The sequence below is a fragment of the Corynebacterium nuruki S6-4 genome (assembly GCF_007970465.1).
Classification (GTDB): domain Bacteria; phylum Actinomycetota; class Actinomycetes; order Mycobacteriales; family Mycobacteriaceae; genus Corynebacterium; species Corynebacterium nuruki.
This window is the reverse complement of sequence record NZ_CP042429.1, coordinates 2,143,224-2,155,644: the sequence shown is the minus strand read 5'-3', so window position 1 is coordinate 2,155,644 and position 12,421 is coordinate 2,143,224. Positions and strand designations below refer to the sequence as shown.

Annotated in this window: 9 protein-coding genes and 1 tRNA gene; 4 read left to right on the top strand and 6 right to left on the bottom strand. The window is 67.8% G+C overall.

Features of this window, described 5'->3' with window-relative positions; genetic code table 11:
- Positions 1-100 precede the first annotated feature (100 nt).
- Entirely contained in the window at positions 101-1,687 is a 1,587-nt protein-coding gene (locus tag FSW06_RS09640; protein ID WP_139024603.1) for a gamma-glutamyltransferase, read from the top strand.
- On the opposite strand, the gene FSW06_RS09635 is transcribed toward FSW06_RS09640, so the two are convergent.
- On the bottom strand, positions 1,684-2,565 hold the full coding sequence (locus FSW06_RS09635; protein ID WP_146881341.1) for a GDSL-type esterase/lipase family protein: 882 nt from the start codon (positions 2,563-2,565) through the stop codon (positions 1,684-1,686). The two genes, FSW06_RS09640 and FSW06_RS09635, sit on opposite strands and share 4 nt — an antisense overlap.
- A gap of 19 nt (positions 2,566-2,584) precedes the next feature.
- Positions 2,585-3,460 (bottom strand): SGNH/GDSL hydrolase family protein, encoded by an 876-nt coding sequence (locus tag FSW06_RS09630; RefSeq protein WP_010122585.1) that lies wholly within the window; start codon positions 3,458-3,460, stop codon positions 2,585-2,587.
- A gap of 453 nt (positions 3,461-3,913) precedes the next feature.
- Between FSW06_RS09630 and FSW06_RS09625 the strand changes: the two genes are divergently transcribed.
- On the top strand, positions 3,914-5,578 hold the full coding sequence (locus FSW06_RS09625) for an AMP-binding protein (protein ID WP_010122586.1): 1,665 nt from the start codon (positions 3,914-3,916) through the stop codon (positions 5,576-5,578).
- A gap of 2,188 nt (positions 5,579-7,766) precedes the next feature.
- Here the strand turns inward: FSW06_RS09625 and FSW06_RS09620 are convergent.
- Together FSW06_RS09620 and FSW06_RS09615 are read right to left on the bottom strand one after the other, a co-directional pair.
- Positions 7,767-9,428, bottom strand: coding sequence for an HNH endonuclease signature motif containing protein (locus FSW06_RS09620; protein ID WP_010122587.1), 1,662 nt, complete (start codon positions 9,426-9,428; stop codon positions 7,767-7,769).
- Positions 9,429-9,616: 188 nt separating this feature from the next.
- On the bottom strand, positions 9,617-10,714 hold the full coding sequence (locus tag FSW06_RS09615; protein WP_040431014.1) for a winged helix DNA-binding domain-containing protein: 1,098 nt from the start codon (positions 10,712-10,714) through the stop codon (positions 9,617-9,619).
- Between the two features lie 101 nt (positions 10,715-10,815).
- Between FSW06_RS09615 and FSW06_RS09610 the strand changes: the two genes are divergently transcribed.
- Both FSW06_RS09610 and FSW06_RS09605 read left to right on the top strand, forming a co-directional pair.
- Positions 10,816-10,888 (top strand) — tRNA-Ala (locus tag FSW06_RS09610).
- A 249-nt stretch (positions 10,889-11,137) separates the two neighbouring features.
- Complete coding sequence (locus FSW06_RS09605) at positions 11,138-11,746, top strand: hypothetical protein (protein ID WP_010122590.1); 609 nt, start codon at positions 11,138-11,140, stop codon at positions 11,744-11,746.
- A 138-nt stretch (positions 11,747-11,884) separates the two neighbouring features.
- Here FSW06_RS09605 and FSW06_RS09600 read toward each other — a convergent pair whose 3' ends face one another.
- Together FSW06_RS09600 and FSW06_RS09595 are read right to left on the bottom strand one after the other, a co-directional pair.
- Positions 11,885-12,094, bottom strand: a complete 210-nt coding sequence (locus tag FSW06_RS09600) for a hypothetical protein (protein ID WP_010122591.1) — start codon at positions 12,092-12,094, stop codon at positions 11,885-11,887.
- Positions 12,095-12,162: 68 nt separating this feature from the next.
- Complete coding sequence (locus tag FSW06_RS09595) at positions 12,163-12,390, bottom strand: hypothetical protein (RefSeq protein WP_029450319.1); 228 nt, start codon at positions 12,388-12,390, stop codon at positions 12,163-12,165.
- Between the last annotated feature and the right edge of the window lie 31 nt (positions 12,391-12,421).

Genomic DNA, 12,421 nt, shown 5'->3' with positions numbered 1-12,421 from the left:
CCGCCTCCTCCGGACCACTGCCGCCGTGCTGGTGACGTCGGCTGTCGCGGCATGCTGCGCTTGCGGCGGTGACAGCCGTCCGGCCCCGCATCCGCACCCGTTGCCCACGGCGTCCCCGGCGCAGGCGGCGTCCTGCGGGGAGGGGGCGCTGGACGCCACCGGCCCGGCGTCCGGCGGGATGGTCTCCACCCCGGACCCGGAGGCGACCGCGGCGGGCTGCCGTGTCCTCGCCGACGGTGGGACGGCGGCGGACGCCCTGGTGGCGTCCCAGTACGTGCTGGGCCTGACCGAACCGCAGTACTCCGGGCCCGGCGGCGGCGGTCTGGCGGTCTACCACGACGGCCCCTCCGGGATCACCGAGAGCTTCGACGGCACGGTCCACGCACCGGAGGACGCCGCGGCGCGGGGGTCGGTGGGTGTGCCCCAGACCGACCGGCTGATGGATACGCTCCGTGCCCGGTTCGGCACCATGGACCTCGGCACACTGACGGAGCCGGCCCGCCGGCTCGCGACCGACGGGTTCCCGGTCAGCCGTCGGCTGGCGGACGCCATGTCGGCGCGCCGTGAGCTCTTCGACCACCTGCCGGCGGCGGGGGACACGATGACGAACACCGACTACGCCGACTATCTGGCGGGCCTGCAGGGCACGTCGGACCCGCTGGAACCGGCGGACCCGCTCTGCGTGCCCTACCAGGGGTACCGGGTGTGCGGTTCGCACGGCACGGAGACCGGTATGGCGGTCGTCGGCGAGACACTGGGGATCCTCGACCACCTCGACCTCGCGCGGCTCACCCCGTACTCGACGGGGACGGCCCCGGTCGCCCGCGCGACCGCCCAGCACCTGGTGATGGAGGCCGAACGCCTCGCCTTCGCCGACGCGAACACCTGGATGGCGGACGCCGCGGTCGACCCGGACCGCGCCCGCGACTACGTCCGTGACCTGGTGACCGGCTCCGACCATCTGGCGGACGCCGCGGACCGGATCACACAGCGCCGCACGCTGCACGATCCGCAGCCCTCGTCACTGGCCGGCCGGTCCGCGGACTACTCCGACAGCAACGACCAGGGGACCTCGCAGATCACGGTACGGGACTCGGCCGGGAGCACCGCCAGCCTGACGACCACGCTGCAGCGCAGCTTCGGCAGCGGCGAGAAGGAGCACGGCTACTTCCTCAACAATTCGCTGGACAACTTCACCGCCGATGCGGAGGAGGGGCAGCCGAACCGCCGGGAGCCGGGCGCGCATCCGCGGACGATGATGTCGCCCCTGCTGGTGTTCAGCGACGGGGCCGACGGTGCTGACGGTGCCGACTCTGCCGGCTCTGCCGGCGGGGCGCCGGTGATGGCGCTGGGTTCCCCCGGTGGCCGGAAGATCCCCTCGTACGTGGTCAAGGCGCTTGTCGCGATGGTCGACTGGGATCTCACACCGGCCCAGGCGGTGCGGATGCCGAACTTCGGGGCCGAGAACCGGGGCGCGGTCTACTCCGTGTCCGAGCACGGTGACGGGGCCAGCGACAGTGACGCGGACACGGCACGGCGCCTGCTCGAGGGCTGGGGCCATGAGCTGCGCCCCGGGTCGTTCGACTCGGGGCTGAGTGTGCTGCGTGTCGCGGGGGAGCAGGTGTCCGGCGCGGCGGACGCACGCCGTGACGGCGCGGTCGCCGGGGTGGCGCCGGAGGGTGCCTAGATCTGCCCCTTCACCAGGTCCGCGACGAACTGGTTGCCCTTCGCGGACGGGTGGTTGACCATCTTCCAGTCGGGGGTGGTCGTGTCGATCCAGCCCGCGACCATGCGCTCGGAATCCGGGGTCGAGCAGGTGGAGCGGTCCCAGGAGGCGCCCTTCACGTCGATGAAGGTGGCGCCGATCTGGTTGGCGGCGTCCTGCTGGGCGTCGCGGTTCCAGTTCTCCACGTCGTGGAGGACGGGCACGGGGACGCCCAGCGGGAACTCCGGGATGACGTTGAGCGGGCAGAACAGGGAGTTCGGGTCGGTGACCGAGAGCATGCCGGGCATGATGATCTGCGCGTTCGGGGCGACGGCGCGGATCTTCTCGGCGGCCTGGCGCAGGTGGTCGACGTAAGCGCCGTGGACCACACCGGGGTCGAGGAAGTTGTTGCCGTCCTTGGTGAAGCCGTAGGGGCCCCAGTCATTGAGGCCGACGGACAGGGCGACCACGCGGGTTCCGTCGTTGAGTGCACCGGCGTCGCGGGCCCGGTCGATCTTGCCGAGCATCTCGCCGCTGGTCATGCCGTTGCAGGACCAGTCGTGGACCTCGCGTCCGGTCTGGTCGGCGATGCGGCGGGGCCAGTTGCTGTAGTCCTGGACGCAGCCGTCGGTGCTGGGGTAGTTCGGGTCGTCCGCGAGACCGTAGGTGACGTACTGGTCGGGTGCGGAGACGAAGGAATCGCCGAAGACGACCATCGGGCCGGGTGCGGCCTCGGCGGTCGGGGTGGCGTCCTGGTTGACGGCGAGGACGCCGCCGACGAGCGCGGCGGCCGCGGCGACGGACCCGGTGGCCAGGCCGATGCGGGTGCGCAGGGACTTCCTGCTGCTGTGGCGGGACATGTCGAGAACTCCTGTCCTGCTAGGCGCGGCCGGTGACGGCGCCGAGGACGGCGTGGCCCTCGTCGGTCATGTGCAGCGGCAGGTTGCGGCGCTGGGAGGTCGTGTCGATGAGGCCCACGATGTAGCGGTCGTTGGAGCACATGTCGTGGCCGTTGCTGGCGTCCTTGAGGGAGACGAAGCGTCCGCCGCCCTCGGCGGCGCCGTCGCGGCCGGCGTTCTCGAGTGCCCATTCGACGTTGGAGATGTCGATGCCGAAGGTCGGCACCTGGACGCCCGGGATGAGGTTGATGGCGCAGACCTCACCGGCGCCGCTGGTGATGCGCGGCATGCCGACGACCTTGACGTCGGCGGCGTGGGCGTTCTTCGCGGCGCGGACCGCGTCGGCGATGGAGTTCTTGAGGTTGTTCTGAATCTCCGGGACCGGCATGTGGTCGTTGAGGATGTAGGGGTAGGTGTCGTTCGCGCCGGCGAGCATGTACACGGTGGCCCCGGCGACGTCACCGTTGGCGGCGGCCTGGTTCACCTGGTCGATGACATGTGCGCCACCCGTGCGGTAGGACGCCCCGGCGCAGGTGTAGTTCTGGACATCCTGCCCGTTGGACCCGGCGATGGCGTCCCGGAAGCGGTTGTCGGTGCCGCAGCCGGTGCGGGAGAGGATCGCGTCGGGGAGGGGGAGGCCCTTGCCGGCGGCGAAGTTGTAGAGGTCCGGGTTGGCCGGCAGCGAGTCGCCGACGAGGACGGCGCGACCGCCGTCGGCCTGGGCGTCCTGTGCGCCGTTCCCGGAGACAGCGACGGCGCCGGCGGCGATGCCGGCGGCGGCCAGAACTGCGGTGGATGCGGCGGCGATCCGGTTGCGCAGGCGGTGGCCGGAAGCCTTGGTGTGTCGTGAACTCATCGGGGAGCGTCCTCTCGAAAAACTTCGTCAGTGATGGTCGGCGGGTGGCTGGGACTTCACCGGCGACCGTCGGTATCTGTCACGTTCCAACGACGGAACGATACCAAACCGTTACATTCTGTGGAGCATTCTGGCACAATAGTACCGTCTACCGGCTCGAACACCAGATTTTTCCTGGATGAGAGGCGGGGTCACCCGTTGACCAGCGGAACAACACGAGTGCTATTCTGTAACTCCTGTCATACGGGGGTAGCAGCAGAAGTGCAGTCACCGTAGATTCCGGTGGTCGGAGTTCCCGCAGTGCTGTGCTGCGGGAACCGGGGCGGCGTCCCGTGCAGCAGTCCCGGTGTAACACGACGGATGCGGCATTCGGTATGTCGCATGAAACTATGACGGGTACGGTGTGCGCCACCAGCGACGGACATCCGCAGCACCGACCGAGAAGGAGAGACCGTGATCGACCTGTTCGACAAGAGGACCCGCGACCAGTTGGCCTACGACATCAAGGGGATGGTCAAGGGCGGGCGGGCCGTCCTGAACACCGGGTTGCTCAAGGGGGGGACCGCCTCGGAGAAGCTGGACGCCGTGAAGTACGTCGCCCGCTACGGTGCCACGCTTGCTGGCCTGCTCGAAGCCGGCGCCGCCCGGTACCCGGACCGCATCGCCCTCGTCGACGACGAGGGGGAGCTCACCTACCGCGAACTGCGGACCCAGGCCCGCCTGACCGCCCACGTGCTGGCCAGCCGGGGGATCGACGAGAACAGCCGGGTCGGCATCATGGCCCGCAACGGCCGCGGATTCCTGATCCCGCTCGCCGCGAAGGGCTACCTCGGCTTCACCGTGTTCCTCCTCAACGTCGGTGCGAGCGGACAGCAGCTGCGTGGCATCGCCAAGGACCATGGCCTCGACATGATCTTCGCCGACTCGGAGTTCGACGCGAAGCTGCCGGACGACGTCGACGGCCTCACCCTCTGCCACGCGTGGGCGGGGGAGGGGTACCGCACCGACATCGATTTCCCCACGATGCAGGACCTGTGGGCGTCGCCCGGGCCGGAGGATGACACGCTCCCGAAGAAGCCGCACCAGGGCGGTGTGGTGCTCATGTCGTCGGGGACGAGCGGCACCCCGAAGGCGGTCAACCACAGTGAACCGACGTTCCCGGTGGGGGTCATCGGCCCGCCCATCGAGGCGCTCGGCGTGAAGGCCGGCTGCACCCTGCAGATGACCGCAAGCATGTTCCACGTCCTCGGCTGGGGTGTGTCCGTGATCGCGATGCTCGCCGGCTGCAAGATCGTGACCCAGCGCGTCTTCGACCCGGAGAACGTCATGCGTCAGGTGGACGAGTACAAGTGCGAGGGCATCATCAGCTCCGCGGTGTTCCTCAAGGACCAGCTGGAGGTGGACCTGGCGAACCCGGGCAAGTACGACCACTCGTCGGTGAAGTTCATCCTCAACGCGGGCAACGCGATGAGCGAGGATCTCGTCGTCGGTCTCGAGAAGCAGTACGGCTACATCCTCGGCTCGGGCTACGGCTCCACCGAGGGGCTGCTCGTCGCGTTCGCGGGTCCGGAGGATCTCAGGGTTGACCCGACCACGGCCGGCTACCCGGTGTGGAACGGTCGGCTGGAGGTCCTCGGCGAGGACGGCAAACCTGTCGCCCCGGGCGAGGTGGGGATCATCCACGCGCGCAACATCATGTCGATGGAGGGCTACCTGGGCAACCGGGATGCCGCGGAGGAGACCGACGGCATGCTGAACCTCGGCGACAAGGGTGTCATCGACCCGGAGAGCGGCCGGCTCAAGGTGCTCGGCCGGGACAACGACATGATCATCGTCGGCGGCGAGAACATCTGGCCGAGTTCGGTCTCCGACCTGATCTGCCGGATGGACGGTGTCGAGGACGCTTACTGTGTGGGCGTGGAGGATGACAACACCTTCCAGCGGGTGAAGGCCTACGTCGTCGTCGACGGCACCACGGAGGTCAGCGAGGACGACGTGCGGGCGTACATCGAGGAGAACCTCATCATCCCCGCCGTGCCGCGGGACGTCGTGCTGCAGACCGAGGCACTGCCGCGCAACGTCATCGGTAAGGTCGTCAAGCGCGACCTCGTGGGGTAGGGGAGGCTCGCGGGGGAGGGGGAGGGAACGGGGGAGGGGAAGGACTTCCTGTCCGGCCCCGTCCGTCGGATGACGGACGGTGTCGGCCGCCGGTCCGGTGCCCGGACCCGGGTATCCGGGGAGGGGCCCGAGTCAGGATACGAACATCAGGGTCCCGGCGATGTCCGGTGTGAGAATGAGTGAGGTCTCCCGGTGGTTCGCGTCGAAGAGGTCGAGACCGAAGTGCGGGCTCGGGCGGAAGATGATGGATGGCGGCGGAGGCCGGTGGTGGTACGGCGGGGGAGGTGAGCAGGTCGCCCGTGCTCGCCCATGACATCGTCAGCGACGTGCGGTCCAGGTATCGGAGTGCGGCACTGTGGAGACGACTGCTGCAATTCGGGAGGACGGAGCAGTCCGGCGGGCGACGGTGGGCGGGCGGTCGCGGCTGGGGTGACCGCCGGTCCGGGGTGGAGGTTGGAGTGAGCGCCGGCCCAGGGCCGGGCCTGGAGAAACGGACGGAATTGTGAGGGAGACCGGTGTTCTGGTGTCCGGTGGCTGAGGGTGTTGCGGCGTGGCGGTTCCGTCTCGGGCTCCGGGCGATCGCGCTGATGTCGCTGTACTGAATGGTCGGTGTCTTTCAGAAGGGATTGCGACCTTGGTCCGTACCGGGGACTCACGTCGTCGGGGAGGAGGTGCGCGGCGATTCTCGACGTGTGTGCCGCTACTGAGTGAATGACTACGGCCGAGCGACGCCGTGCGCGATGTCGGCGGAAAGGGGAGCGCAGTTGTTTCACGTGAAACCTGGGATGAGTAAGAGTGGGCGGACGTGTGGGCGGGCGGCTTCTTGGTTGCGTGGGCGCTTGGGCGTGCGGGGGCTTGGGCGCGTGGGTGCCTGGGTGTGCTGGTGTGCGCGTGCTCGGACGCGCGGGTGTGAAGGTGCTGGTGTCCGATCCGTCGGTGGTGGTGCGGCGGACGGCCAGCGGGGTAGCGGTTGCCGTCGGTACCACAGACACTGACCCCGTCTCCGGCGTGTTCCTGGTAGCTCTGGTGTCCGTCGTCGTCGGCACGAGGCATGGTTACCGTAGTCGACCAAGGGGATCGTTCGGTCGACACAGCCTGTCAGTCAGCGGAGTCCGTATCGCCCTCGGATGCTGATCCACGGTCGGGAAAGAGATGCCGTCCCCTAGTGGGGCCACCGAGGCGGAAGACGGTGCGGCTCAGGGTAGGGCCCGGTCACTTCTGTCACGCGGGACGGCAGCGGCCTTCTTCGCTTGGACTGGCCGGCGGACCAGAGCACCGCACGCCGTGGCGTCGTCGGACGCAGCGGCGATTCGGGACCGGTGGATCAACCCCGCGGATCCGGGAGCATCACCGACGCCAGGCACTGCTGCAACGAATTCGGGATGTACGCCAGGATCACGGGAAGCTCCGGAGTTGTCGGTTCTTCAGTCTGCTGTCGGGAGATGGTGTGCGAGTTTCACGTGAAACCTCCACGGGTGATCGGCTGATCTTCCTTCGTCCCGGGTCCTGGCGACGACTGATCCGGGGAAAGTGGTTACGGGGGAGGGGGATGGGCCGACGAGGTTTCCGGGACCGGAGACGGGACAATCGGGCGTGAGCGAATGGAAAGGTCTCGCGAGGAATCCTTGCACCGTAGTGTGGAGAGTGCCGTCAAGGGAGCGACCGGGTTTTGTGCATCGTCGACGGGTCCGCCGACCCGGAATCGCGCTGAATCCTTGGCCGTCAGAAACTGGGTGAACGTGTCCGGAAGCGCGGGCGGGTGTGGATCCCGATAGCAGCGCGATATCAGTTGGGCGGGTCCGGGCCAGGCATGCCTGCTGGACGGACGGCGATAGAGGAGACAATCACCGGTACAGGCGACATGGTTTTCGTCGACGGTATTCCGCACTCCTCCAGGAGACTGCCGGAGAGAACGGACGTACTGCGATTGCGGTCAGGTATCCGGGCGGTGGACGTTGTGCTATGCGGTCGATCATTGAACCGCCATCGGTACGCGCATCCATAGGTGCGATGTGCGCTACATGATCTCATAGCATCACTGTGACGAAATGACCAGGCAATGCGGATGCGGGTGCCGATTGGAAGCTGGACGCATTTCGACCATGGCGGACGGGAGATGCCGGTCCTGGACGGGGCGAAGGTCATCGGGACTCCACAATCGGTCCGACCGCTCGAGACCGTGTGTGGACTACGGAGGTGGGTCATGCTCCGGGTGCGGGGAAGGTGGGGCAGGCGGTGGCGACTCCGCCGGTGGTGCGGACCCGGCGTCCGAGGGCACTGTCCGGTACCACGGTTGGTGTCCCCCGGTCGGGTCCGTGCCTTCCGCGCCCTGGGGTCGGTGCCAGCCTCGGTCGTGGGCATGGCGGCGCAGTGTTTGGCCGGGGTTGTTCCAGACCATCGGGTGGGGGTTCGTTCTGGGTTCGCGGTCGGGATCCTCCATGACCGGCGGGACCCAGTCCAGACGTTCCACTGAACCTGACGGAGCCGGATACGTCTGCCACCGTTCGTCGTTTGTCTTCGAGTCATCGATGGTCCGGTGGTGGGCCCGGTCGACGAGAGTGAGGTTGTCGAGGTCCGTGGGGCCGTTCCGGCTCCAGGCCACGATGTGGTGCACGTCGGTGAATGCGGGAGCGACAGAGGACCCGGGTGCTGAACTGACACCCTCTTCACCGACCAGGGCCAGATACTGTGCCAACGAGGCGTTCCGCGCCGACCGCCCGAGGTAGAGAGTCTGACCGCGGAAGTCCATGACCTGCAGGAACACATCCCGGACGTCGGTCTGTTCCACCAGCGTGCTGACGTTGACCGAGGTTCCGGCATCTGTGGTCACCGTTCCCGTTCTGGCCAGGAGCTGGTCGACTGTCATCGCGGCGACGATGGTCGTGGCACCTCTGCGTGGGCGCAGATCCCCGGAGGGGCCGTATCCTGCGTTGACCGCCGCGAAAAGGGCGTCATGGCGGCACTGCGCCGGCGTCCGTGGGTCGGGTTCGGTACCAGCGGCACTGTCACTGTCGCCGGCTGCGTCGGAGACAGTGGACCCGTCGCCACGTCGATCGGCGATATCCTGTGCACCGCCGTCGAGGCTGCCGGCATTGGCGTGATCGGCGAACAGTCGGGTCATGACGGTGGCGGCTTCCGGGGTCAGGTAGCCGGACAGCCGGCTCATCCCGTCCGGGCCCTGTGCGCCGATGGTCACTCCCCGGAGTCGCCGGCGGTCAGCATCAGTGAACGGGTCCTCGGTACCGGTGAGCTGGAGGAGGAAAGGCCGCACCTTCCCGATGATGTCGGGGTCGGTCTCCCGGAGGAGTGCTGCGACGGGGGCGTCGGCGGACGCCGTCAGTTCGGCATGGACATTCTCGGGCATCTCGCGCAGCTGCTTGTCCAGCTTCGCAACTGTCGCCGTGCCGATGACCCCCTCGTCAACGGCTTCCGTGATCGCCGGCATGTGGTCGGGGCCGGGTGCACCGGGATCGGGCGCCCACGGATCGCGGCCGGGGGAGAGGCGGGAGGCGGCGGCGAGCCGTTCACGCGCCTCCCGTCGGGGAATGCCGACGGTGCGGGCGAACCAGGTCGGTCGTTGCCGCCGTCGGGGAGTGATGTCGCCGGTGGCTTCGACAGCGTCAAGGAACCGGGTGTCCACGAGCGCGAGGCGGTTCCGCACCCGTTCGAGCCTCCGGTAGAGCTCCAGGCGGGTGACACAGTCGGCACGCGCCCACGTCCCGTCGTCATGGGTGAGTAGGTCCGCGACGGACTGTTCGACAGCGGCGACAGCGTCTTCCAGATCCCGGACACTGGTGACGCCGACGGGAGGATTCAGTTCCGGCTCCGGTAGGAGTTCTGTACCGTCCATGTCCCCGCCCCTGTGCTTCCCCCACCTGGTCCAGGTGGATTCACTGACCGACTGATTCGATCCTGTGTTTCATTGTAATGACGACCCCGGTCGATGTCAAGCATTCGGAAGTAAAAGTTCTCCGCGGGCAGTTTCACGTGAAACCATCCGCGGCATGACGTTCCCGGCGTCGAGTGACCGGCACCCGGTCACCGACTGTGTGGATAGTTCCGGAAAGCCCGCTCGACATCACGCACACCGGCCGCGCTGAGCGGGCGGAAAGGAGAGAGGTCGAGGCGGCGTCCTGAGCTGTTCGCGGGTGCCGACCAGGTGGCGATGAAGCGCCCGCCGCGCACCACGGTCTTCCGGAACGCGCCGTTGTTGCCGGGCGCCACCTGCCGGTGATGATCGTCCGCCATGACCGCCAGCCGGTCCCGGTAGCCCAGGACGATCTCGTCGAACGCGGGCAGGAGGAATGTCCCGTGCGCTTCTTTCCGGGCCTCGGTCACCTCGTCCATGAGCCCGGGCCGGACGAACGCCTCCTCCCGGAGAACCGTCGAGAAACTCGGAGCCGCCGGCTCGACGTCATGTCTGACCTCCGAAAACGCGGCATTGATCTGCCGCTGCGGCAGTTTCGTCCACCAGGCGAAGTCGCGGAGGCCCGCGGGGCCGTGGCTCCGGAGGTACCGACGTAGCAGCTCGGCTGTCGCCGCGACCGCGTCCCCGTTGAAGCGTCCCGCGAGGTCGGATCCGGACGGCAGACGCCCCGCCGCCGGCACCACACGTTGCTCCCTCCCCTCCGTCGGGCCGTAGACCGCCACGCCGCGCAGCATGAGGTCGCGCACCATGAGATACAGGAAGGAACGGCCTCCGGGCAGTCCCCGGTTCCGCCATTGTTCGGCGAGTGCCGACCGGGTGAGACCGCCCGGATGGGCGAGCAGCACGTCCTCGGCGGTCGCCGTCATGGCCCCGGATATGTCATGGCGGGCGAGCTGGCGGGCGGACTGTCGACGCTGTGTGACCGAGCAGAGTTCCGTCACCCACGCGGCGTCCGAAGCGGCAAGGGCGAACACCGTCGACCGCATCGGGTACCCGCGGACAATATCACCGTTGTCGAACGCCTGAACTACTCTTCCGCTCCATTCTGCGCCCCCGGCGAGTCGCAGAGCCAACGAACTCGTCACCCCGGGGAGCTCCTGCCCCTGCATCGGACCGGACGCGGCCAGAACCGCCGAGGCCGAGGATGCTGTCGGAGCAGTGAGTCCCTGGGCGACGAGACGGGCTTCGATGAGGGTGATGCGTGTCATGGTCGTGAGCCTAAAGCAGGAGATGCCGGGGCCGACTATGAGTTCTCCGGTGGCGGGTGTAGGCTGTCCGATGTTGTCCACGGCAGTGCCGATGGTCGAGCGGGGCTATAGCTCAGTTGGTAGAGCGTCGCGTTCGCAATGCGAAGGTCTGGGGTTCGATTCCCCATAGCTCCACAATGTGCAGTCCACGGATTGCACGGGCCGGAGGCCACTAACTCGAAAGGGTTGGTGACCTCCGGTTTTTCGATGTCCGGCAAAATCGTCCCCGGGAAATCGAAGGTTCGTGAGTCACGGGTGGAACTCCCGAATACGGGGCTCCGGGTACATCGGGCCGGAAACTCCCGAGGGTTCACCCCCGAGGAGTCCACGAACTCACGTACCCTCGGCGCCGATCACCCCGCGCCTAACTCCAGGAGGCCGCCTGTGCCCGCTCCCACACCCGAAGACATCAACCTCGCCTGCCGCGGAGCGCGGGCGGCGCTGGAGAGGCTGCGGCTGGCCCGGCGACCCGGGGACGGCGATTCCTCCGAGGGGCGGTTGGCGGCCGTGGAGACGCTGTGGTGGGTGCGTCTGCTGGCCGAGCAGCTCGCCTACCCGGGCAACCGACTGACCGGTGACGGCACAGAGAGTGACGAGGCGGAGCTGGTCGCCGCGCTTCGGGTTGTGCGCAACACGGTGACGCACAAGGTTCCGATTGTCGCGGCGCATGAACACGCGGAAATGCGTCTGGGGACGAACCTCATCCTCGGGGAGACCAAGTTCGGTGGTGAGGTGGAGCTGTGCTGGATCCCCACCGACGAACTGCCCAAACCGGACCCGAGGTTCGCCAAGCACTGGGAGAAGGACAAAGCGGACTACGCGACGCACGTGGCGGGCGAGCCCTGCTACGCCAGCCTGCACCGTGCTGTGCGGTGGCTGACTGGAGACGCCCCGAAGTACCGGTCGGACGGGGCGCCAGTAGTTTTGGCCTCGGGGGCTGAGGATGCCGAGACGAAGCGGGAGTTGGATGGTTCCGGCGTTGTTCTCGGATGATTCCTTCGTGGTGCTGAGGGCATTTTCCACGACGGCCGCTGGTCGTGGTGGTCCGAGGCGCCCACGAGGACCATTGAGTCACTGCGTTCCGGGGATAGGATTCCGGTGAAATGCCGGAAGGTTCGGGTGGCCGTGCAGTCAGGCGTTGGGGTTGGCCGGAATCTCCAGCGTGACAACCACAGTGCCGCGGTTCACGTAATTGGCGGCTGCCTCGACCCGGTCTCCGTCGTAGACGGTGGCTCCGCACGCCGTTTCCTGGTTTTCGGGCTTGATGGTCGCGCTGTACCTTCCGCCGCTGGCGGGATCGTTGGAAGCGAAGACGTAGGGGTGACGCGAGTCAGTGGACATCTCGATGTGTTCCGTGGCTCCTGCATCACCGTCGGTCCAGGCCTCTGCAGGGCCACTGCAGGACAGCTCTACGGTTGTCGTGCCCGCACTTTTGGCTTCGAGGGGTCGACGCCGCCCAGAGGAGTGGGGGCTCCACGGAACTCGTAGACGGACGTGCCGTCGTCGTACTCGTGATACCCGGTGGCTTCGCCGGTGGGGAGCGGAACGCTCTCGGTGGCGGCGCCGTCGGAGCCGCAGGCGGTCAGGGAGAGAGCGGCGGTCAGTGCAGCAGTGAATGCGGTGAACTTGTATGTCATGTGTTGAAACGATACCGGCGTCCGGGGAGTC

What these genes read in the sequence shown, in the direction of transcription:
- FSW06_RS09635 (WP_146881341.1), bottom strand. Translation starts at nt 2,565, where the DNA reads ATGTCCCGCCACAGCAGCAGGAAGTCCCTGCGCACCCGCATCGGCCTG.
- FSW06_RS09630 (WP_010122585.1), bottom strand. Translation starts at nt 3,460, where the DNA reads ATGAGTTCACGACACACCAAGGCTTCCGGCCACCGCCTGCGCAACCGG.
- FSW06_RS09620 (WP_010122587.1), bottom strand. Translation starts at nt 9,428, where the DNA reads ATGGACGGTACAGAACTCCTACCGGAGCCGGAACTGAATCCTCCCGTC.
- FSW06_RS09615 (WP_040431014.1), bottom strand. Translation starts at nt 10,714, where the DNA reads ATGACACGCATCACCCTCATCGAAGCCCGTCTCGTCGCCCAGGGACTC.
- FSW06_RS09600 (WP_010122591.1), bottom strand. Translation starts at nt 12,094, where the DNA reads ATGTCCACTGACTCGCGTCACCCCTACGTCTTCGCTTCCAACGATCCC.
- FSW06_RS09595 (WP_029450319.1), bottom strand. Translation starts at nt 12,390, where the DNA reads ATGACATACAAGTTCACCGCATTCACTGCTGCACTGACCGCCGCTCTC.